Source organism: Fusobacteriaceae bacterium, assembly GCA_031272775.1.
In the GTDB taxonomy this organism is placed as follows: Bacteria; Fusobacteriota; Fusobacteriia; order Fusobacteriales; family Fusobacteriaceae; genus JAISST01.
Window position 1 is genome coordinate 67,314 of the sequence record JAISTB010000005.1, and the last position, 21,213, is coordinate 88,526.

Genomic DNA, 21,213 nt, shown 5'->3' on the forward strand with positions numbered 1-21,213 from the left:
TGAGGAGAACCATGGGGGACAAGAACTGGCGCAAGCATTCCTATATCGAGGGCATCAACACGGCAATCATGGGGATTATCGACGCGATCCGAACGGAATATCACATGAAATTCCACTGTTTTTGCACGATACTCGTGATCGTGGTGTGCCTGTTTTTGAATTTGACCCGGACGGAGCTCTTTGCCCTCAGCGTCAGCATCGCCCTGGTGTGGGTGGCGGAGCTCTTCAATACGGCCGTGGAGACCGTCGTCGATCTCGTGACCGAAGAAATTGATCCCCTGGCCAAGCGGGCCAAGGACGTGGCTTCGGGGGCTGTTCTCGTGGCCGCGGTCAACGCGCTGCTCGTAGGATTTATGGTCTTCGGACGGACGCTGGAGTTTCAGGTCGCGAAGAATCTCTCACGGATCCGGAACTCGAGCCCCGCACTTTTTATGCTGATCATCGCGGTCCTCATGGCCCTGGTGATCGCGCTGAAGCTCATCTTCAAAAAAGGAACGCCTCTAAAAGGCGGGATTCCCAGCGGGCACAGCGCTCTGGCCGCTTCGCTTTTTACGATAATTTCCGTTGTGACGAAAAATACCAAGGTCGTGGTTTTGGCCTTTCTGATGTTGATCCTCATCATGCAGTCCCGGGTGGAAGGACGGATCCACACGCTTTTGGAAACAGTCCTGGGGGCCTTCCTCGGCTGGATTGTGACTTACGCGCTGCTACGCTTGTTTATCCGATAGAACAACGTTCCGGAAAAAGGAGACGATATGAAAATTCTGCTTTCAACAGTCCTTACCTTGCTTTTTGTGATGGATCCCTTCGGGAACATCCCGCTTTTTATCACGGCCCTCGAAAAAGTCCCCGATGTACGCAGGAAAAAGGTCCTGCTGCGGGAACTCCTGATCGCGCTCGGGATCATGATTTTTTTCATGTTCGCGGGGCACCGCTTTTTGGCCATCATCCAGATCAAGGACTCGTCGTTGCAAGTGGCGGGCGGCTTGATTCTGCTCTTGATCGCGATCAAGCTCGTCTTCGGGACCGATCAGCGCGTCAAAAGCGACGAAAAAGAAGAGGAGCCGTTGATCGTGCCCCTCGCCATTCCGCTGGTGGCGGGTCCCGCCGCCCTCAGTATGATCGTCATCCTGGCGGCGCAGATCTCATGGCTGCTGCTTTTTACGGCTATTCTCACGGCTTCGGTTCTGAATTCGGCCGTGCTGCTCTGTTCGCTCCCGATCAGCGGTATTTTGGGAAAACGGGGTCTGATCGCCATTGAGCGCCTGAGCGGCATGCTGCTGACCGTCATGTCCGTCAACATGATCATGTCGGGAATCGCGACTTTTTTGACCGTCGGAAGGTAGATGAACCATGCAGAAAACAATTCCCCATTCCCGTAAAACGCCCCTCCGGCACGCCATTTTCCTCTTCGTCCCGATCCTTTTCGCAATGTTGGTCTCCGGCTCCGCGCAGTCCAAAGATCTGCCCCGGGGGGCGCGAAACGCCATAGCTCTGATGTTTGCGCCCAAAGAGGAAAAAGACGCCAGCGGCGTCATCCACAACACGATCCTGAGGCGGGAAAGGGAATGCGATCTGTCCCGGTTCCGGCTGTCGCAAGCCACTTTTTTCGCTCAATACGACCCCCTGAAACTCGTTGAAAATGCCCCGTCGCTGCAATATGTGAAAAGTTACCGCTGCGCTATCCGGGACGGGATTGTCCTCAAAGTCGCGTTTGAATACAAAACGGTCCCCGCCTCCTACAACGCGCAGTTGGCCCGGGCCGCCGAAAAAGCGGTAAAAACGATTCTCAAGCAACTGCAATCCGACCACACCGAGGCGGAGCTTGTCTGCGCGATCAGCGACTACATTGCGTTAAACTGCCGTTACGCCTTTCTCAGGGACGGAAAAAGCCCCGATCTGGAAGCCGGCAACGCTTACGCGGCGCTGGTCGGCCGAAGGGCCGTCTGTGACGGATACGCTGGCGCTTTTTTATTGCTGGCAAAAATTTTCGGCCTTGAAGTCCGGAAAGTGACCGGCGTGACGCAGCCCGGGAATGTGGACCACGCGTGGAATCTCGTAAAGGTCGACGGCAGCTGGTATCACGTCGACGTTGCCTGGAACGATCCGAGCCCCGACCGGGCGGGCTATGCCGGACACGCGTATTTGTTGCTCTCGGATAACGCCATGGGTAGCCGGCGCGGCGCGAAAGAAGTCCACGCCTCCTGGCGCAGGGACATCCCGAAAGCGAACAGCCGGAAATACGACAACGCCTTCTGGCGGTATGAACGCAGACCGATTTCCTTCGCAAAAACGCATTTTACCGCCTATGAGGAAAAAATCACCCGAATGTCCTTTGAAGACGTCATCAGGGACGCGGTCCAAAAAAAAGTCGAAGCAAATGTGGAACGCTTCGGTTATCACAAAGATATCCTGACGGAAAAAATGCGCCTGCTTTATCCAAAGATCGGCTTCCGCTATGAAACTAACGACGAGGGCGTCGTGTTGAGCCTTGGCCGGTGGGAGGGAATTTGACGACGCCGGAAGCGCGGGCGCGCGGAACTTTTCCTTGACAAGGGGGAAATTTTATGATAATCTAATATCAAATGTTAGATTATCATAAAAAGGAGGCCCCATGTACATCAAACGCCATATCGAAGAGGCTGTCCGGAAACGCAGCCGGGAAAAAGGGGCCGTTGTCCTGACCGGGCCCCGACAGGTCGGCAAAACAACCCTGATGGAAAATCTCGTTCCGGATTTGCCGAAAATCACCTTCGATTATCTGGATATCCGTCGATCCGCGCAAAATGAGCCCGGCGCCTTTCTGGAACTGAACCCGCCGCCGGTTTTTATGGACGAAGTGCAATATGTCCCGGAATTATTCCCCTACATCAAAATTCATCTCGACAAGAGCAAGCGGAAGGGGGCCTTTTTTCTGACGGGCTCCCAGAGTTTTGCGCTCATGAAAAATGTGACGGAAAGCCTCGCGGGACGGGCGGGTATTCTGGAACTCACGGGGCTTTCTCTCAGGGAAATGCGAAATGAAGCCTGGACGGCGCCATTTTTGCCGACGTCCGATTATTTGTCGGAACGAAAAAAACGCAAAATTGATCTGCCGCTAAAATCCGTATGGGAGATCATCCACAGGGGAAGCCTCCCGGAATTGTTTCAAAATCCGGAAATCGACTGGCAGAATTATTATTCGGACTACATCAAAACCTATATTGAACGGGATGTCCGAAAATTGACGCAAGTGGCCGATGAAATGCAGTTTCTGCAATTTATGAGCGTTTGCGCGGCCATGACCGGACAGCTTCTCAACTTGGCCTCTCTCGCCCGGGATGTCGGCGTCAGCGAGCCGACGGCCAAAAGATGGCTTTCGATCCTCAAGACCAACGGGATTGTCTATTTGCTGAAGCCATATTCCAACAACGCGATCCTCAAAGCGGTAAAAACCCCGAAGCTGTACTTCCTGGATACAGGATTGGCGGCATATCTGACGCGCTGGCTGACTCCGGAAACTCTGTCTTCGGGCGCCATGAGAGGAAGCTTTTTTGAATCCTTCGTTGTGGCGGAAATTCTGAAGAGTTACTATAACGCCGGAAAAGAAGTGGATTTGTATTTTCTGCGGGACGGAAACCAGAAAGAAATTGATCTGCTCATATTCCGGGACAACACGCTCTTTCCGATGGAGATCAAGGCGACCGTCAATCCCTCGGCCGGCGATATCCGCCATTTTCAGATGCTCGCGGCAATTCCTGAGATAAAAACCGGAGCGGGCGGCGTTATTTGCCCGGCCGGCGAATTGCTGCCCTTGCAGGGGGAGCATAAAATTATTCCCCTGTGGGCTGTGTGAAGAAGTTGATCAATCAACCTTTTTTGAAAAAGGAGACAAAAAATGAGCTTGACAAACTATGTGGCGGGGATAGACCTCGGAACATCCAGCGTCAAAGTCTTGATTATGAGTGAAAAAGGCGATCCCGTAGGGCTTGGACAGGCGGAATACGACATCCATACCCCCAAGATGCTGTACGCCGAACAAGATACCGAAGCCTGGTGGGAAGCGACAAAAGCGGCCGCCGCGGAAGCGCTCAGGGAAGCGAAAGTCCCGCCCGAAGCCATTGCGGCCGTCGGATTTTCCGGTCAAATGCACGGGCTTGTGGCCTTGGACAAACACAAACGTCCGCTTGCGCCCGCCATCATCTGGATGGACCAGCGCTCGGCCCGGGAAGCCGCCGATATTAAGACCCTCGCGGCGGAATTGATGGAGACGGAACTCTGCAACCAGCCCGCGGCGGGCATGTTGATCGCAACGCTCCTCTGGCTGAAAAGAAATCAAGCGGAACTCTATGATAAAATCGCCTGTGTCATGCTGCCCAAGGACTATATCCGCTTCCGCCTGACAGGGCTTATCGGGGCGGAATATTCGGATGCCAGCGCGACGCTGGCCTTTTCGGTCAAAAATAATTGCTGGTGCCGGGACTTGATCCGGCGCGCGGGTCTCCGGGAGGATATCTGGCCGGATATCTATGAAAGCACGGATATCGCGGGGCCTGTCTGCAAAGAAGCGGCGGCGGAAACCGGCTTTTCGGAAAAGACCCTCGTCGTATACGGAGCCGCCGATTCCGCGGCGCAACTGACCGGAAACGGCGTCGTGGATGAGGGCGTCGTCTCCTGCAATATCGGGACCGGCTCTCAGCTGGCAACCGTTGTGAAAACGCCTCTTTTCGACAAAGAGATGCGGGTCCAAACCTGGCGCTACGTCATCCCCGGACGCTGGTTCGTCCAGGGGGGGACCTTGAACGGCGGAAGCGCCCTCAACTGGCTCAAAAATAAAGCGCTGCAAACCGCGGCGTCCTATGCGGAACTGGACGCCCGGGCCGCGGAAATTCCCGCGGGATCCGAAGGACTCATCATGATCCCCTTTCTGGCGGGAGAACGGACCCCCTTTCTGGACCCCTACGCCAAGGGCGTGTATTTCGGTCTCAGCATGAAACATGAGCAGGCTCATCTTGTCCGGGCCACCATGGAAGGAATCGTCTACAACCTCAAAGAATGCGCCAAAGTCTTTGACGAAATGCGGCTTTCCAACGCGAAGGTCATCTCCTCGGGCGGAGCGGCCAAAAGCGCGCTCTGGCGGCAAATTCAGGCGGATATCCTCGGGATGCCCGTCTATACCACAAAGACGAAGGAAGAGGCCTGTCAGGGAGCGGCTATCCTTGCGGCCGTGGGTTGCGGCATGTTTCAAGACGTCCGGGAAGCCTGCCGGGCCATTGTGCGGGTCAACGACAGGCCCACGGAGCCTGTCGCGGAAAACAGGAAAATCTACAGCGATCGGCAGGCGGTCTTCGCCGAATTGTACCGGCGGATCAAAGATCTTTATCCGAAGATCTTAACTTGATAGAAGTTGACAAAGGGTTTGAGGGGGAGAAATGACAAAAAAAGAAATCGCCGCTTACATCGATCATACGAATCTGAAGCCGGAAGCGACGAAAAATGACATTTTGACTTTATGTGAAGAGGCCAAAGAAAACCGCTTTGCCTCGGTCTGCATCCAACCGGTCCATGTGGCGCTGGCGAACGGCGCTCTTGCAGGCAGCGGCGTCAAAGTCTGCACGGTCGTCGGTTTTCCCCTGGGGGCCGGCAGCCCAAAAACGAAGGCTTTTGAGGCGGAACTGGCCGTAAGCGAAGGCGCCCGGGAAGTGGATATGGTCATCAACATCGGGCTGGTCAAAGAGGGCAATTACAAGGCCCTCGCAGAGGACGTACGGGCAGTCGTGCAAAGCGCCAGGAAAAAAGACGCCGGAATCCTCGTGAAGGCGATCATTGAGACCTGCCTGCTGAGTGAAGCCGAGAAAACGAAAGTCTGCGAAACCCTGCTTACGACGGGCGCCGATTTCGTCAAAACCTCCACGGGATTTTCCGCCGGAGGCGCGACGATAGCTGATGTGAAGCTCATCAAAGGAGTTGTCGGGGACAAAATGAAAATCAAGGCCTCCGGGGGAATCCGAACCGCCCAAGACGCTCTGGCCATGATCGCGGCCGGCGCGGACAGGCTCGGGTCCTCAAGCGGCGTCGCGATATTGAAGGATTTTGAGGGGTAAAGCCCCCCTCAGTTCTTACCGAACAGCCGCTTGAAGCTGAAGCCCCCTTCCGAGCCCGAGCGGGCCTTGGAATAGAGGTCAAAAGCCACGGCCCCCAGGAGCACGAAACCCTTGATGGCCTGCTGCCAGTCTATGCTGACGCCCATGATGGACATGCCGTTATTGAGCACACCCATAAAAAGGCCGCCCACAATGGCCCCGATGACGGTACCGATGCCGCCCGTCGTCGACGCGCCGCCGATGTAACAGGCCGCGATGGCGTCAAGCTCAAAGCTCTGGCCCGCCTTGGGCGTCGCCACATTGAGCCGGGCCGCGAAAACCATACCGGCCAGCGCCGAAATAATCCCCATATTCGTGTAGACCCAGAACATGACCCGTTCTGTTTTGACGCCCGAGAGCTTTGCGGCCTTCATATTGCCGCCGAGGGCGTAAATATGCCGCCCTTGCACGGTGCGGGACGTGATGAAATGGTAAAAGGCCACGAGTATTCCCAAGAGCACAAGGATGTTGGGGAGCCCGCGGTATACCGCAAATACCAGCATAAAAGCCATGATGACAGCGGAAATGCACGTGATTTTGAGCGCCCAGATCCCCGGCGGGAGCAGATCAAAGTTGTATTCCTTCTGTTTTTTTCTTTTTTTGATTTCGCTCAAGATAAAAAGCCCGGTCAGTACAAGGCCGATCACGATGGTCAGCAGGTGAAATTTCGTCTTTTCGCTGATCACGAGTCCCCCCAGCGGATCGGGGATGTAGCCCGAGGACAGCAGCTGAAACACCTTCGGAAAGGGGCCTTTGGACTGCCCCTTGAGGATAACCTGGGCAAGGCCGCGAAAAATCAGCATGCCCGCGAGGGTTACGATAAAGGCCGGCACCTTGATGTAGGCGATCCAGAATCCCTGCCAGGCCCCGATGGCCGCCCCTACGAGCAGCGCCAGGATCATGGCGAAAAAGGAGTTCATATGGCAATCGACCATCATGACGGCCGAAACCGCTCCCACAAAGGCCACGACGGAGCCTACCGAAAGATCGACGTTGCCGGTCAGGATGCACAGCAGCATGCCGATGGCCAGCACCAACACGTAACTGTTTTGCAGCACGAGGTTTGTGAGGTTCACCGGCCGGAACAGCACCCCTCCGGTCAGGTATCCAAAGAGGATCATGGCGGCCGCCAGGGCGATAACCATGCCGTACTGCCGCGAGTTCTTTTTCAAAAGCGCAAATAACGTGTTCATATTTTCCCCCTATCACATCCGATGTCAGTTGTTGAGGATATGCCGCATAATCTCTTCCTGGGTGGCGGTTTTGCCTTCCAGCTCGGCCGTGACGCGCCCTTCGCTCATGACGTAGATGCGGTCGCTCATGCCGATGATTTCCGGCATTTCGCTGGAAATGAATATGCAGGCCATCCCCCTTGCGGCAAGATCATTGATGATCGTGTAGATTTCGTACTTGGCCCCGACGTCAATGCCCCGGGTGGGCTCGTCGAGGATGAGGATCTTGGGATCGGTGAAGATCCACTTGGAAAGAACCACTTTTTGCTGGTTTCCGCCCGAAAGATTTCCGGCCAGCTGCAAAATCGACGGCGTTTTGGTATTCATGCGGGTTTTCAATTCCTCGGCGGCGCGGATTTCCTCATTTTCGTCGATGACGCCGGTTTTCGCGACTTTGTTCAATTTTGCCAGCGTCGTATTTTCCTTGATGTTCTCGATCATGATGAGGCCGTATTCCTTCCTGTCTTCGGTCACATAAGAAAGCCCGTGCTCGATGGCCTTGGGAATGCTGGAGAGGTTGACTTCCTCTCCGTTGATCCAGGTTTTTCCGCTGATGTTGGCGCCGTAATACTTGCCGAAGACGCTCGTGGCGAATTCCGTGCGGCCCGCCCCCATGAGGCCGGCGAGACCGACGACCTCGCCGGCCCGCACGTTGATATTTATGTTGTCGAGCATTTTCCGCTCGGGATATTCGGGATGATAAACGGTCCAGTCCCGGACTTCAAAGACGACGTCCCCGATCTCGTTGTGGCGCTTGGGGAATCTGTCGGTGATTTCCCGGCCGACCATGCCCTTGATGATCCGGTCTTCGCTGATGGGATCCGCGCCGACCTCAAGGGTCTCGATGGTTTTGCCGTCCCGGAGGATCGTTATGCTGTCGGCCACTTTCGCCACTTCGTTCAGCTTGTGGGAAATGAGGACCGACGAAATGTTGTGTTGGGTTTTGAGTTCGACGAGCAGGTTCAGCAGATTGTCGCTGTCCTTTTCGTTGAGGGCCGAAGTGGGCTCGTCCAAGATCAAGAGCTTTACATCCTTGGCGAGGGCCTTGGCGATCTCCACGATCTGCTGCTTCCCGACGCCCAATTTGTTTACGGGCGTATTGGGGTTTTCGTCGAGTCCCAGTTTTTTCATATAGACGAGCGCGTCTTCCCGGGTTTTGTCCCAGTTGATGATCGAGCGCTTCGCGCGCTCGTTGCCCAAAAATATATTTTCCGCGATCGTCAGATACGGAGACAGGGCCAATTCCTGATGAATGATGACGATCCCGGCCCGTTCGCTGGCCTTGATATCCGAAAAGCGGCAGGGCTTTCCCTCAAAGCTGATCTCCCCCTCATAGGTCCCGTGGGGATAGACCCCCGAGAGGATTTTGACCAGCGTGGATTTCCCCGCGCCGTTTTCCCCCACGAGGGCGTGGATTTCTTTTTTCCGGACGCTGAGCGTCACGTCGTCCAGCGCCTTTACCCCGGGGAAGGTCTTTGTGATATGCTTCATTTCCAGAAGGACATTTTCCATGCGTTCACCTCGAGAAAAGATCCGTAAGCGGCGCAAAGGAAGGGGAGACGGCTTGTTGCCGTCCCCTTCGACCTTTGCCCCTGAAAGGATTTTTATTTGATGCCCAACTGATCTTTTGTATAGTATCCGGTCTTTTCAACGAGTTCGCTGACGGCGTTATCCTTGAAAATCGCGGTGGACTGAAGCAACATGGACGGAACAACATAGGGTTTGCCGTCTTTTGTGCTGCCGTTCTCATAGTCCGTGGTATTGTTGACTTCGGGTTTCTTTCCTTCCATGATCGCTTTCAGCATCTCAACGGTGGCCGCGGCCAGTGAGCGGGTATCCTTGAATACCGTCGCGTACTGTTCGCCCGCGATGATGCTTTTGATGGAAGCGAGATCGGCGTCCTGTCCGCCAACGACGGGGAGAGGCTTTCCGGCGGAGCCGTAGCCGACGCCCTTGCAGGCCTGCAGGATGCCGAGACTGATGGGATCATAGGGCGAAAGGGCCCCGTCCAGCGTCTGGTTCGTGTAGAAGGCGGAAAGCAGGTTTTCCATTCTCGCCTGGGCGGCGGAACCGTCCCAGCGAAGGGTACCCACGACGTCCATGCCCTGCTGACCGGAGCCGATCTTCAGAACGCCCTTGTCAAAGTAGGGTTTCAGGTTGTCCATGGCGCCGTTGTAGAAGAAATAGGCGTTATTGTCATCGGGAGAGCCGCCGAACAGCTCGATAACCTTCGGCTTGTCTTTTGTGGCTTTGTCAAGCTCGAGCCCTTTGATCAGGATGTCGCCCATCTGCTGGCCCACTTTGTAGTTGTCAAAGGAAACGTAATAGTCCACATAGGGGCTGTTCCGGATCAGTCTGTCATAGGCGATAACCGGAATACCTGCTTCATGCGCCTTTTCCAGAACGTCCGTCAGTGAGGAACCGTCGATGGACGCGACCACGAGGGCTTTCACGCCTTTTGTGATCATGTTCTCGATCTGGTTTACCTGATTTTCGATAATGTCGTCGCCGTACTGCAAGTCGGCCTGATACCCCAGAGCTTCCACGCCTTTCTTGACGCTTTCGCCGTCAGACAGCCAGCGTTGCGCGGAACGGGTCGGCATGGCGATTCCGACGGTACCTTTGCCCGCCGCCAGGGCCAGCGAGGCAAATACCAGAATCAGTGCTGCTGCGAAAAATTTTTTCATAAAGTCCTCCTTCTATAATTTTGTGTTCGTCTCATACAGGTAGATTGTTTCATTGCAGACCATGATGATCCAAATTATTACAAAATTTCCGGTGTTCTTTCAGTGAAAAAATCAAGCAAAAATTTTCATGCTATTATATTATACCCCATGTACGGATAAAAATCCATGGATTTTCTTTCGCTTTTTGGGGGGAATTTTTTGTGTTTTTTGATGCGTCGGATTGTTTTTTGAGGAGGATCGGTCATTCCGCTATTTCATTTTTTGATAAATTTTGAAATAAGAGTAGAATTTTTGATTCTTATTTCATTTTTCTTGAAATTTTGAAATAAAAATGCTAAAATACAAATATTATTACAACAAGGAGGATCCTCAATGCAGAACCGCGCCGGAAACTGGAAAAAAAATCTGACCGGGGAATTGTCTTTTCTCTCCTTTGTGCCCGCGCCACTGCCTCCGGATCCGCCGATCGCATTGAGCGATGAGCTTTCGGGGCTTCTTTCGGACGCCAACAGGCAAATCGCGAAACTGGATGCCATGGCCGCCTTTATCCCCGACGTCAACCTGTTTGTTTCCATGTATGTGAGAAAGGAAGCGCTGATGTCTTCCCAGATCGAAGGAACGCAAGCCACCCTTGAAGATATTCTCGATCCGGCCGTCGAACAGAATACAAACCGGAATGTGGCCGATGTCATCAACTACGTCAAAGCCATAGAGTTTTCAACGCAACGCTTGCGGGAACTGCCCCTTTGCAATCGCTTGCTCAAAGAAACCCACGCGATCCTTATGGAAGGGGTCCGGGGACAGGAAAAAAATCCCGGAGAATTCCGCCGCTCGCAAAACTGGATCGGCGGACAAGGCAGCACTTTGAAAAACGCGCGCTATATCCCCCCCGCGCCGACGGATATGGAGACCGCCATGTCCGATCTGGAAAAATACATGAACGAAGACAATCAACAGGATCTTTTGATTCAAGCGGCGTTAATCCATTATCAATTTGAGACCATCCACCCCTTTTTGGATGGCAACGGTCGAATCGGCCGCCTTTTGATTCTCCTTTTCCTCATGGAAAAAAAGCTCCTTGTGAAGCCCGCCCTGTATATTTCTTATTTCTTGAAAAAAAATCGGGTGGAGTATTACGACCGGATGACGGAAGTCCGGATCAAAGGAAATTACGAGCAGTGGATTCGTTTTTTTCTCGACGCGCTGGTCCAATCCGCGTCGGACGCCTCGGAAACCATCATGAAGCTGCTTTCTTTGCACGAAAAAAACTCGGGCATGCTAAACGCCCGGGCGAGAACTTCAAAGCATGTGTTCACGCTCTTTTCCTACGTGGAATCCAATCCCATTATCAATATCCAAAAAACGGCAAAAGCCTTGGGGCTTTCCTACGGAGGGGCGTCCGGCGCAGTAAAGCGGCTGACGGAAGCGGAGATTCTTGTCCGGATGAACGGGAATCGACGAAACCGGATTTTCGCTTATCAAGCGTATCTGGATATTCTGAAAGAGGGGACGGAGATGTAAAGGGGCATTCGTTCTAAAAAGTGTAAGCTGAGAACATTTATTGGAACCAATAAATGTAATACGCTTGCATTTTTTTTCTTTTTTTGTGTATACTATGGGCAAGAGGTGATTCGATTGGAGCGAATATTGACGCAGGATCTGCTTGCCTGGAAAAAAAGACTTTGATTTTGTCCGAATAGCGCAAAACGCCATCTATCAGAATTATATCGCGGACATGGCAAAATATTCCACGCCTGCGGACGCCATCAAAACCATTGCCGTATATGACAGCATTCCCGTGCAGTTGGCCAAAGAGAATAAAAAATTCCCGTATCGCCTGATCAAAAGCGGCGTGCGGGCCAGCGCCTATGAATTTTCGATGGATTGGCTCAAAAAAGCGGGCGTTATCATTTCTTGCAACAAAATCACGGAAGGACAGGTTTCGCTGGATTATTACAAAGATCAATCCTCTTACAAGATTTATCTGTCCGATGTCGGTCTGCTGACCGGCAAAAGCAATCTGCCGGCATCTCTCATCCTTGCGGACTCCTCCATCGGCAGCGGCGTCAAAGGGGCCTTAACCGAAAATTATGTGGCGCAGGAACTCGTGGCGGGCGGGCATATTCCCTTTTATTGAGAATCCTGCGGAAAAGCGGAGTTGGATTTTGTGATTCAACGCAAAGAAGAAATTCTCGCGATTGAATGTAAATCTGCCGAAAGCGTCAAGGCCAAAAGCTTGAACCTGTTTTTGAAAAAATACAACCTTCCCTGGGGAATCCGGATTTCCGCCAAGAACTTCGGTCTGGCGAATCAGAAAAATCGGTTCCCTTGTACGCGGTTTTCTGCATTTAGAAAACTCCTCCCCGGGTATCCCGATTCTCCCCTTGCGCGCGCCCCCATTTGTCTGCTATAATGAATGAAGGCATCCCACATCGATGAAAAAAGGAGAAGCGTATGACAAAAAAACAGGAAACCGGCGGATTGGCAAAGCTGCAAGGGCGGGCGGCAAAGCTCGCGGACGAATACCGGAAAGAATTTGAAGCGATCAGCGATTATATTTTCAAGCATCCGGAACTGGGACTGGTGGAAGTAAAATCGGCGGCTTATCTGACGGGCAAGCTGCGGGAACACGGTTTCACGGTCAAGGAAGATTACTGCGGATTCCCTACGGCCTTCCGGGGGGATTTCGGAGACAAAAAAGGACCGGCAATCTGCTTTCTCCCCGAGTATGACGCCCTTCCCGGCTACGGGAAAAACAAGGACAGGAACGGACACGCCTGCGGACACAACTGGATCGCGGCGGCTACTCTGGGCGCGGCCATTGTGCTCGCGAAAATGAAAGAAGATTTTCCGGGGCGGATCGGCGTCATCGGAACCCCTGCCGAGGAAACGCTGGGCGCCAAGGTCAACATGGTCAATGACGGCGCTTTCAAGGATATCGACGTCGTGTTTCAGGTGCATCTGGGCGACAAGACCAATATCGCCACCCGGGCTCTGGCCATCGATTCGCTGAAATTCGAATTTTTCGGAAAGACGGCCCACGCCTCGGCCTTTCCCGAAGAGGGGATCAACGCCCTCGACGGCGTCAACCTCATGTACGCCGGGATCAACGCCCTGCGCCAGCATGTGACTTCCGACGTAAGGATACACGGCGTGATCCGAAACGGCGGCCTCGCCCCCAATATCGTCCCCGATTACGCGTCCTGCGAGTTTATGATCCGGGCGGAAAAAAGGGAATATCTCGATACCGTGACGAAGAAAATCATCAATTGCGCCAAGGGCGCCGCGCTCATGACAGGCTGCAAAATGAAATTCTCCCCCGTGGACAATCCCTTTGACAATCTCTTGAATATCCCGGCTTTGCAGGATCTCATGGCTGAAAATCTCACGGCCGCCGGCGTTACGGACATCTGTCGCGGCGTTCCGGGCGGGGCGGGTTCCTCGGACATCGGAAACGTCAGCAAGGTCGTCCCCACCATGTATACGGAAATCGGCGTCAAAACCGAAGAAAACTGCTTTGTGCACAACGAAGCCTTTCTCAGGTATGTCAATTCCGAACAATCGAATCATTTGTTGAATCAAGCGGTCAAAGCCATGGCAACAAGCGCGCTGGCGCTCTACACGAACACGGAACTGATGAAAACCGTCCGGCGGGAATTCAAGGAATTGAGCGGAAAATAAAGCCAAATTCATTAAAAAAATGAATTATTATCATATAATCTATATATTATCAATCCTTGACAAAAAGTTGTATAATACGGTATCAATTTAACAAAAAGAATAGAGGCGCAAATGACAAGAGTAGGCGGATGACCGCCGAAAGGGGATTTTGCCGAAACGGAAGAAATTTCGTTGGGAATACAAAGAACATTTGTATTACTGTCATCGGGGGACCGATGGAGAGCTATTCTGTGGAATATTGAAAACGAAGTTGCTCCGCAATTTGTTTTCCCATGACACAGGTGTAGCCGCCTGTGTTTTTTTATCCCGGCAACATACGAAGCAAATAATTTTATTTTCTCAATTGGAGGGCGTATCATGGCAGAAAATATCGAACAGAACAAGAAGACTTTCAAAATGCCGCACACATTTGTCCTGCTGATCGGCTTGCTGATCATCGTGGCCATCCTGACCTGGATCATTCCGGCGGGAGAATTTACCAGAGAGCGCAATGAAGTACTCAAGCGCACGCTTGTGGTACCCGGGTCATTCAAGTATATCGACAGGACTCCCGTGGGACCCTGGGGCGTTGTGCTGTCTCTCGTCAAGGCCATGCAGGCCGTATCGGACATCATTTTCTTCATTTTCTTCGCTTACGGTTCCATCTATATGCTGATCAAGACCGGCGCTTTCTACGGCGGTCTCGGAAAACTCATGAAGGCCATGCACGGATCGGAAGCCGTGATTTTTCCGGTGTTCATGTTCTTATTCGGGATTTGCGGATCCACATTCGGCATGTATGAGGAAACCTACGGACTGATTCCGGCCTTTATGGGAATCTCCGTGGCGCTGGGCTATGACGCCCTTGTGGGAGGCGCGGCCGTCATATTGGGCACGGCAACGGGCTTTGCGGCGGCGACGCTGAACCCCTTCACGATCGGGGTCGCCGCAGGGATCGCGGAGTTGCCGCTCAAAAACGGGCTCCTGTTCCGGATCGTTTGCTTCATCGTGTTCGAAGGAACGGCAATCCTCTATTTGATGCGCTACGCGAAAAAAGTCCGGGAAAACCCCGATTCTTCCCTCGTCAAAGGCCTGGATTTCAAATTCTCGGCCGGCATGACCCGGGAGCAGATGGAAGAGCTGCCCTTTACGACCAAGCACAAGCTGACGATGCTGACCTTCCTCGCCTGTGTGGTTATGCTGATCGTCGGCGTAATCAAATGGGAGTGGTACATCAATGAGCTTTCGGCCCTCTTCATTATCACGATGATCGTGGCGGGACTCATCAACGGCTTTTCCTTCAGCAAGATCGCCTCGACCTTTGTGGAATCCATATCGGACGTCGTGTTCGGCGGACTGGCCGTCGGAGTCGCCCGTTCGCTCACGATTGTCATGACCGACGGTCATATCATCGATACGATCATCAATTCCGTGGCCAATCTGATCGCGTCCCTGCCCAAGGCCGTCTCCTCCATCGGGATGGTCATCGTGCAAAATTTCATCAATTTCTTTATCCCCTCGGGCTCGGGACAGGCCGCGGCTTCCATGCCGATCATGGCCCCGCTGGCCGATACGATCGGGATCAGTCGGGAAGTGGCGGTTTTGGCCTTCCAGTTCGGCGACGGCTTCTCCAACATGTTCTGGCCCACCTGCTGCGGAACGCTCTGCGGGCTGATGAATCTGCCGATCGACCGCTGGTACAAGTTTATCACGCCGCTCTTCGCGATCATGGTGGCCTATCAATTTATCTTTATTTCCGTCGCCAGTTTTATCTTCAAATAAATTTTCTTGAAGAGCAAACCCCGCGAGCTCAGAATAGCGCATAAATTCAGGCGTCCTTTGTGAAGAAGGACGCCTTTTTTCATTACGTCAAAAATTACAAGAAAGAGACGGATTGGATTTCACAGAGTCATGCTATGATAAGTCATACCAAATGTGTTGTTTTTTTCATAAAAGTTTTTTTCTTTTCTCATTTTTCATTTCATACGGGCAGGGCGCAAGGGGATTGCGCCCTGTTTCAATATCCGGATGGTTTTTTCCAGGGTATACAGCGTCCCCTTCTCGAACCGAAGCTGTATCGGCCAAATTTCGACGCCGGCGTCCATGGCCTCATAAAAGGCCGCGGCAAACGCAGGGTCTGTCTCGATTCGGGGCCGGAAGGCGAGCGAATCCCGCAGGACAAGAAAAAGAACGGCGGCCCTGGCGCCGCTTTTTTTCATGGCCATAAGCGTTTTCAGGTGCTTTGCGGCCCGCTCGCTGGGCGCGTCGGGAAACATGGCGACTTTATCGACGGACAGCGAGACGCCCTTGACCTCCACCCAGATGTCTTGCAAGCGGCGTCCCGATTTGCGTTGGACAAGCCAGTCGAGGCGGCTTTCCCCGCAGCGGACCTCCGCCCGCAGATTTTCCGCCCGCCCGAAGGGAGACAGGGCCGGATCGCCGAGGATCCGCCCGGAAATCTCCCGGTGCAGGGAGGAATTGATCAGGATTTCCTCTCCGTCGTCGGACAGAGCCGAAATGACGTCGTATCCGGTTTTTCTGTGAACGCCCGGCCCGGCTTTTCTGACCGTCAGCCTGTTCCCCGGAAACAAAAGCTCCCCGAGCCTTCCCGAATCATGGAGATGACAGGGTTCGGCCGCGCCGTCAATTTCCGCCAGCACAACAAAGCGGTTGGGGCGGGAGAGAAAGCGGGCGGAAAGGCAGGGGGAGACGATCATTACGGGAGTCATGGCTCAGTCCTCGGCGCTTTTTTTCTCGAAAGTCAGCAGGATGGGCGTTCCCTCAAAGCCGAAGGCCTCGCGGAATTTGTTTTCGAGATAGCGGACATAGGAAAAATGCACGAGTTCCGGATAGTTGCAGAACAGGACAAAATGCGGCGGCCCCGCCGAGACCTGCGTCGCGTAATTGATTTTGACGACGCGTCCTTTCCGGGTGGGCGGACTCGTCAGCATCATGGCGTCCTTGAGCACATTGTTCAGGATGCCCGTTGAGACGCGTTTTGTATATTCCACATAAATTTTATCCGCAATACCGAGGAGCCTTGTGGCTCGCTGTCCGGTCTTCGCCGAAATAAACTCCACCGGCGCGTAGGACAAAAAGGGCATTTCCGTATAAAGATAGTCCCGGTAATGCTTCATCGTATTGGTCTCTTTTTCGATAAGGTCCCACTTATTAACCACTAAAATAATCGGTTTTCTTTCTTCGGCGGCGATGGCCGCGATTTTTTTGTCCTGATCGGCGAGGCCTTCTTTTCCGTCGAGCATCAAGAGGCAAATATCCGCCCTGCGGATGGTCTTGACGGCCCGCAGCACCGAATAATACTCGAGACTTTCCTCGATTCGTGATTTGCGTCTGATCCCCGCCGTATCGATGAGGATGTACTTTTTTCCTTCAAATTCGATCAGGGTATCGACGGCGTCCCGGGTGGTGCCGGCGATTTCGCTGACAATGCTCCTTTCCTCCCCCGAGAGTTTGTTGACGAGAGAGGATTTTCCCGTATTGGGGCGGCCGACGATGGCCAGTCTGAGGGCCCCTTCCGCCTCGTCGGGAAATTCAAGGACAGGCATGTTTTCCACGACCGCGTCCAGCATATCGCCGAGGTTGACCTTGTGCGCGGCGGAAACGGCCGTCATCTGTTCGAAACCGAGACCCCAGAAATCATGGACGCTGTCGGCCTGGGTTTCGTAATTGTCGATCTTGTTGACGACGAGAAGCACCGGTTTTTGCTTGCGGCGCAGAACGTCGGCGATTTCCTCGTCAAGGGGATGGATCCCCGCGCGGCCGTCGACGACAAAAAGGATGACGTCGGCCTCGTTCATGGCGACTTCGGCCTGCTCGAGGATCTTGGTCATCATAAAATCCTTGTTTCGGGGCTCGAGACCACCGGTATCCACAAGGACGAATTCTTTTCCGTTCCACTCCGTATCCCGGTACAGCCGGTCCCGGGTGACTCCGGGCGTATCGTCCACAATGGCGATCCGGTCTCCCACGAGATGGTTAAACAGCGTGGATTTTCCCACATTGGGTCTCCCCACAATGGCGACGACGGGCTTCATGGCTTCACCTCGATTTCCCGGGCGTTGTCGATCTGCTCGTCAAGGGAAGCCTTGATGGCCACAATGGCCACCTCCAACTGCGAGAGATCGGGCTCCCGGGTCGTGATCTTCTGCAGCAGAAGACCCGGCGATACCAGGAGTCGCACCCATTTTTTATCCATATGGCGGCTGCTGTACCGCTGCAGTTCATAAGAAATTCCGGCGATCAGCGGCATCACGAGAATCCGCAGGCCGAAGCGCTGCAAGATCCGGGCCAACTGCCCCGCGGGGGGCGTCACGAAGAAATCCACCAGAGAAAAAACCACGATGGCGATAACCATGACGGTCAAAAGAAAACTCGTCCCGCAGCGCACATGGAGCTTCGTGTAGCGCTGGGCCGTCTCGGGCTTGAGTTCGGCGAAATTTTCATAGGCCGCGATGGATTTGTGCTCGGCGCCGTGATATTCGTAGACCCTGCGCACATCGGCGTAAAAGGTGATGACCCAGATATAAAAGACGAAGAGGGCCAGCCGGAACAGCGACTCAAACAAATTGGCGTAAAGCCGATTATTTTTGAATAAAAACCCGCTCAATACCGAGGGGAGCCCGATAAAGATCAAAATCCCCAGGGCCAGGGATACGACGGTCGTCAGAACCGCCTGCTTTTTTGTTAATTCCTGCTCCCCCTCGTCCGCCTGGCTCGCCGAGAAAGTCAGTTCCCGGACGCCGGTCACAAGCGCCTCGAAGAGGGAAAAGGTCCCCCGGATAAACGGGATTTTCGAAATCCGGTTGACCCGGTCGGAGATCTTCGTCCGCTTGTAAACAATCTCTCCGCTGGGCTTCCTGACGGCGGTGGCGATCCAGTTGGGGCTTCTCATCATGACCCCTTCGATAACCGCCTGTCCGCCGATATTCATACGTTCTGTCATTTTTTCTCCTGTCTATCGCACACACTTCAAGATCACAAAGGTCAGGTCGTCTTCCTGCTCGGAATCCCCGCGAAAGGCCGTGACTTGTTCAAGGATTTTCTCCTTGAGCCGGGCCGGGCTATTGTCGTGGTTTTCGAGAATGATCCGCTTGACCCGGTCAATGCCGAAGAGTTCCCGCTCTTCGTTGGCGGCCTCCGTCAGACCGTCGGTATAGTAAAGCACGAGATCTCCGGTCTCCAGCCGCAATTCGCCTTTTTTATAGTCATAACGCTCCATAAACCCGATGGCGACCCCTTTTACGCAATGGGATTCGATCGTCCGGCTCGCGGCCCGGTAAACGAGAATCGGCGAGTGGCCGGCGTTTGAAAAATAGAGCGTTTTGGTATCCGCGTTGTATTTGCTGTGAAAAATGGTGATGAACATTTCTTCCGAGATATCGGGATAGATAATCCGGTTGAGTTCATTCAAGTCTTCCCAGGGCTTCGTGTCGCCGACAATCGAAAGCGTCTTCAATACCGAGCGCCCGAGGGCCAAAAGAAGCGCCGCCGGCATTCCTTTTCCGCTGACGTCGGCGATCGTTACCGAAAAGGAATTGTCGCCGGTTTTCGTATAATCATAGTAGTCGCCGCCGATTTCCTTGGCCGGCTCAAAATAATTTGCGATCTCAAGGCCGCAGATTTCCGTTATATCCTTGGGAATGATCTGGCGCTGGATCCGGGCCGCCACTTCGAGCTCCTGGGACATGCGTTCCTTGACGAGCAGGTCCGCGTAGATCTGGGCGTTGTTGATGGCGATGGAAATCTGGATCACGAGAGCGGAAATCGTCTCCTCGTCGATGTCGTTGAGCTTGTTTTTATCTTCGATGACGTAAATGACGCCCAGTTCTTTGCCCTTCACGTTGAGCGGATACACCATGACAATCTCGTCTTTGTTGATCGCGAAGCTTTTCGAGAGTTCCTCGTAGATCTTTTTATAGTCGGAGCGCCGAAAATTCTTGAGTTCTTCCGGGGAAAAGCCGACTTCCCCCCTGAAACGGATGCCCCCCTTCGTTTTTTTATTGACCAGGGTCCCGTTTTCCCAGAGATACAGCGAGATCCGCCGCACGCCGGTCAACACAAAATAGGCGTCCACAATGATGTTGATGATTTTTTTCAGCTTCAACGCCGAAAGGGCCGAACGGGAAATGGAATTCAGATTCGAGAGGTTCTCAACCTTGCGTTCGAGGATATGGTTGCTGTATTCCAGCTGGCTGGACTTCACGACAAGGGAATTATAGGTCATCTCAAGCTCTTTCCGGTATTCTTTGAGTTCCGTGATCGAGTGATCCAGCTCCAATTCCTGTTTTCGGATCTTGGCCAGGGTTGTCTCATATTCGGCCTTGATCTCGTCATCGGGAAAAATCTGAATTTCCTGCTTTTCCCGCAGGTTTTTCAAGATATTGATCATGACGAGGCTCGTCTCTTTTTTCCTGCGCTCAACCTGGACATAGGAGTAGATAATCAGCGCGAGGACGATAAAAGGCAGGATTAAATACAGTATCATTCGATCACCCATTCCGGATCTTTTTCATTAAAGGGGGGGATTGCTCTCGGAGTGTCCTGTTTTCGAACAGTCACGCCGCGTTTTTCCGACGCCGACTCTTCCCTAAGCGTAAAGGCGCGGAGGTCTCTGGTTCGGATTCCTGATGTTTCTCCGTTTTTGATTTCTTTCAGCGTCTTGATGGCTTGGATTGCGGGGATAATTTTGTAATGCCTGAGCGTCGCGCTTTCCTTTTCCGCCGTCAGCGTGATTTTCCCTTCATAGAGTCTTTCGGGGTCCCCTTTGCGAAATATGAGGAGCGCCGCCTCCGATTCCTCCGCAATCCGGGCGTATGCTTTTTCCGCGATATAGAGCGGATATTTTTCCGCCGCGATGATTTCTTCCGCCGCCCCGTCCGCTTCGATCACGAGATCGGCCAGGATTTCGGGCAGCGTCTCTATGGCTTGTTTTCGGTTTTCAAGGATCTCCGTAAACAGCTCCCGCTTGTCAAATTCCGTATAATTCGCTTCGGGATCATATTCCTTCTCCCTTCCCGCGTAGCGCAGCCAGTAATAGTATTGTTTGTTGACGATGCCCTGCAACTCTCCGAATTCTTCGGGCCAGGCGACGGGAAAGGCCGCCGCGATCGCCTGTTTTTCCCCTTCGTCAAGCTCCGAGGCATAGCGGGCGTAGATCTCTTCCTCCGGGAAGGGTTCACCCCTTCTGATTTGCGCCAGATCCGTGAGGAAGGCTGCCGGCAGGATCAGGTTCAGGGATTTCTTCCCGAGCAGGAGCCTCGCCCCCAGGACGCCCAATTCCTTCAAAAAACGGTCTTTGGCGGCGATATCCCTCGGATATTCGGGCCGGTACAGGCGGTAGATTTCCGGGCTGTCCTTTTTCACGGCCTTCGGAAATTCCACATAGCGGATCCGGTCTTTCCGGCGCACGAAAACGGATCCCCGGCAAAGGGGCGTGAAAAAGATCCCCGTCAGCAGTAACGCCGTGATCGCGCGTATTTTTTTTCCGCTCAT

General features: G+C 53.4%; 18 protein-coding genes. 10 read left to right on the plus strand and 8 right to left on the minus strand.

The genetic code is table 11. The features are described from left to right. The first annotated feature begins 11 nt into the window (after positions 1-11). The 6 genes from LBQ97_01225 to deoC all read left to right on the plus strand — a co-directional run bounded on the left by LBQ97_01225 (position 12) and on the right by deoC (position 6,083). Positions 12-728 carry a diacylglycerol kinase gene (locus LBQ97_01225; GenBank protein ID MDR1831337.1) on the plus strand — a complete coding sequence of 239 codons (717 nt, stop codon included), beginning with the start codon at positions 12-14 and terminating at the stop codon, positions 726-728. A 27-nt stretch (positions 729-755) separates the two neighbouring features. After that, positions 756-1,346 (plus strand): MarC family protein, encoded by a 591-nt coding sequence (locus LBQ97_01230; GenBank protein MDR1831338.1) that lies wholly within the window; start codon positions 756-758, stop codon positions 1,344-1,346. A gap of 7 nt (positions 1,347-1,353) precedes the next feature. Beyond that, positions 1,354-2,514, plus strand: a complete 1,161-nt coding sequence (locus tag LBQ97_01235; GenBank protein ID MDR1831339.1) for a hypothetical protein — start codon at positions 1,354-1,356, stop codon at positions 2,512-2,514. Between the two features lie 100 nt (positions 2,515-2,614). Continuing rightward, complete coding sequence (locus tag LBQ97_01240; protein MDR1831340.1) at positions 2,615-3,835, plus strand: ATP-binding protein; 1,221 nt, start codon at positions 2,615-2,617, stop codon at positions 3,833-3,835. A gap of 42 nt (positions 3,836-3,877) precedes the next feature. Beyond that, on the plus strand, positions 3,878-5,380 hold the full coding sequence (gene xylB / locus LBQ97_01245) for a xylulokinase (GenBank protein MDR1831341.1): 1,503 nt from the start codon (positions 3,878-3,880) through the stop codon (positions 5,378-5,380). Between the two features lie 31 nt (positions 5,381-5,411). Next, positions 5,412-6,083, plus strand: coding sequence for a deoxyribose-phosphate aldolase (gene deoC, locus LBQ97_01250; protein MDR1831342.1), 672 nt, complete (start codon positions 5,412-5,414; stop codon positions 6,081-6,083). A gap of 8 nt (positions 6,084-6,091) precedes the next feature. On the opposite strand, the gene LBQ97_01255 is transcribed toward deoC, so the two are convergent. From LBQ97_01255 to LBQ97_01265, 3 genes are all read right to left on the minus strand, one after another. Continuing rightward, positions 6,092-7,315: a sugar ABC transporter permease gene (locus LBQ97_01255; protein MDR1831343.1), complete on the minus strand. Its 1,224-nt coding sequence runs from the start codon at positions 7,313-7,315 to the stop codon at positions 6,092-6,094. Positions 7,316-7,339: 24 nt separating this feature from the next. After that, positions 7,340-8,866, minus strand: a complete 1,527-nt coding sequence (locus LBQ97_01260) for an ATP-binding cassette domain-containing protein (protein MDR1831344.1) — start codon at positions 8,864-8,866, stop codon at positions 7,340-7,342. A gap of 92 nt (positions 8,867-8,958) precedes the next feature. Continuing rightward, on the minus strand, positions 8,959-10,041 hold the full coding sequence (locus LBQ97_01265; GenBank protein ID MDR1831345.1) for a sugar-binding protein: 1,083 nt from the start codon (positions 10,039-10,041) through the stop codon (positions 8,959-8,961). A 372-nt stretch (positions 10,042-10,413) separates the two neighbouring features. Between LBQ97_01265 and LBQ97_01270 the strand changes: the two genes are divergently transcribed. The 4 genes from LBQ97_01270 (at position 10,414) to LBQ97_01285 (ending at position 15,483) form a co-directional block, all read left to right on the plus strand. Further along, entirely contained in the window at positions 10,414-11,562 is a 1,149-nt protein-coding gene (locus LBQ97_01270) for a Fic family protein (protein MDR1831346.1), read from the plus strand. 214 nt (positions 11,563-11,776) lie between these two features. Beyond that, entirely contained in the window at positions 11,777-12,178 is a 402-nt protein-coding gene (locus LBQ97_01275) for a DUF4143 domain-containing protein (GenBank protein ID MDR1831347.1), read from the plus strand. A gap of 317 nt (positions 12,179-12,495) precedes the next feature. Then, positions 12,496-13,722 carry a M20 family metallopeptidase gene (locus LBQ97_01280; GenBank protein ID MDR1831348.1) on the plus strand — a complete coding sequence of 409 codons (1,227 nt, stop codon included), beginning with the start codon at positions 12,496-12,498 and terminating at the stop codon, positions 13,720-13,722. 357 nt (positions 13,723-14,079) lie between these two features. Then, positions 14,080-15,483 (plus strand): TIGR00366 family protein, encoded by a 1,404-nt coding sequence (locus LBQ97_01285; protein MDR1831349.1) that lies wholly within the window; start codon positions 14,080-14,082, stop codon positions 15,481-15,483. Positions 15,484-15,677: 194 nt separating this feature from the next. Here the strand turns inward: LBQ97_01285 and sfsA are convergent, their stop codons facing one another. From sfsA to LBQ97_01310, 5 genes are read right to left on the minus strand one after another with little or no spacing between them, the layout of a single operon-like run. After that, complete coding sequence (gene sfsA / locus LBQ97_01290) at positions 15,678-16,430, minus strand: DNA/RNA nuclease SfsA (GenBank protein MDR1831350.1); 753 nt, start codon at positions 16,428-16,430, stop codon at positions 15,678-15,680. Between the two features lie 3 nt (positions 16,431-16,433). Continuing rightward, positions 16,434-17,756, minus strand: a complete 1,323-nt coding sequence (der, locus tag LBQ97_01295; GenBank protein MDR1831351.1) for a ribosome biogenesis GTPase Der — start codon at positions 17,754-17,756, stop codon at positions 16,434-16,436. Then, entirely contained in the window at positions 17,753-18,664 is a 912-nt protein-coding gene (locus tag LBQ97_01300) for a DUF1385 domain-containing protein (protein MDR1831352.1), read from the minus strand. The genes der and LBQ97_01300 overlap by 4 nt, the downstream gene beginning before the upstream one ends. A gap of 12 nt (positions 18,665-18,676) precedes the next feature. Further along, positions 18,677-20,206, minus strand: coding sequence for a PP2C family protein-serine/threonine phosphatase (locus LBQ97_01305; GenBank protein ID MDR1831353.1), 1,530 nt, complete (start codon positions 20,204-20,206; stop codon positions 18,677-18,679). After that, positions 20,203-21,213, minus strand: coding sequence for a hypothetical protein (locus tag LBQ97_01310; GenBank protein ID MDR1831354.1), 1,011 nt, complete (start codon positions 21,211-21,213; stop codon positions 20,203-20,205). The genes LBQ97_01305 and LBQ97_01310 overlap by 4 nt, the downstream gene beginning before the upstream one ends.

What these genes read in the sequence shown, in the direction of transcription:
- LBQ97_01225 (MDR1831337.1), top strand. Translation starts at nt 12, where the DNA reads ATGGGGGACAAGAACTGGCGCAAGCATTCCTATATCGAGGGCATCAAC.
- LBQ97_01230 (MDR1831338.1), top strand. Translation starts at nt 756, where the DNA reads ATGAAAATTCTGCTTTCAACAGTCCTTACCTTGCTTTTTGTGATGGAT.
- LBQ97_01235 (MDR1831339.1), top strand. Translation starts at nt 1,354, where the DNA reads ATGCAGAAAACAATTCCCCATTCCCGTAAAACGCCCCTCCGGCACGCC.
- LBQ97_01240 (MDR1831340.1), top strand. Translation starts at nt 2,615, where the DNA reads ATGTACATCAAACGCCATATCGAAGAGGCTGTCCGGAAACGCAGCCGG.
- xylB (MDR1831341.1), top strand. Translation starts at nt 3,878, where the DNA reads ATGAGCTTGACAAACTATGTGGCGGGGATAGACCTCGGAACATCCAGC.
- deoC (MDR1831342.1), top strand. Translation starts at nt 5,412, where the DNA reads ATGACAAAAAAAGAAATCGCCGCTTACATCGATCATACGAATCTGAAG.
- LBQ97_01255 (MDR1831343.1), bottom strand. Translation starts at nt 7,315, where the DNA reads ATGAACACGTTATTTGCGCTTTTGAAAAAGAACTCGCGGCAGTACGGC.
- LBQ97_01260 (MDR1831344.1), bottom strand. Translation starts at nt 8,866, where the DNA reads ATGGAAAATGTCCTTCTGGAAATGAAGCATATCACAAAGACCTTCCCC.
- LBQ97_01265 (MDR1831345.1), bottom strand. Translation starts at nt 10,041, where the DNA reads ATGAAAAAATTTTTCGCAGCAGCACTGATTCTGGTATTTGCCTCGCTG.
- LBQ97_01270 (MDR1831346.1), top strand. Translation starts at nt 10,414, where the DNA reads ATGCAGAACCGCGCCGGAAACTGGAAAAAAAATCTGACCGGGGAATTG.
- LBQ97_01275 (MDR1831347.1), top strand. Translation starts at nt 11,777, where the DNA reads ATGGCAAAATATTCCACGCCTGCGGACGCCATCAAAACCATTGCCGTA.
- LBQ97_01280 (MDR1831348.1), top strand. Translation starts at nt 12,496, where the DNA reads ATGACAAAAAAACAGGAAACCGGCGGATTGGCAAAGCTGCAAGGGCGG.
- LBQ97_01285 (MDR1831349.1), top strand. Translation starts at nt 14,080, where the DNA reads ATGGCAGAAAATATCGAACAGAACAAGAAGACTTTCAAAATGCCGCAC.
- sfsA (MDR1831350.1), bottom strand. Translation starts at nt 16,430, where the DNA reads ATGACTCCCGTAATGATCGTCTCCCCCTGCCTTTCCGCCCGCTTTCTC.
- der (MDR1831351.1), bottom strand. Translation starts at nt 17,756, where the DNA reads ATGAAGCCCGTCGTCGCCATTGTGGGGAGACCCAATGTGGGAAAATCC.
- LBQ97_01300 (MDR1831352.1), bottom strand. Translation starts at nt 18,664, where the DNA reads ATGACAGAACGTATGAATATCGGCGGACAGGCGGTTATCGAAGGGGTC.
- LBQ97_01305 (MDR1831353.1), bottom strand. Translation starts at nt 20,206, where the DNA reads ATGATACTGTATTTAATCCTGCCTTTTATCGTCCTCGCGCTGATTATC.
- LBQ97_01310 (MDR1831354.1), bottom strand. Translation starts at nt 21,213, where the DNA reads ATGAGCGGAAAAAAAATACGCGCGATCACGGCGTTACTGCTGACGGGG.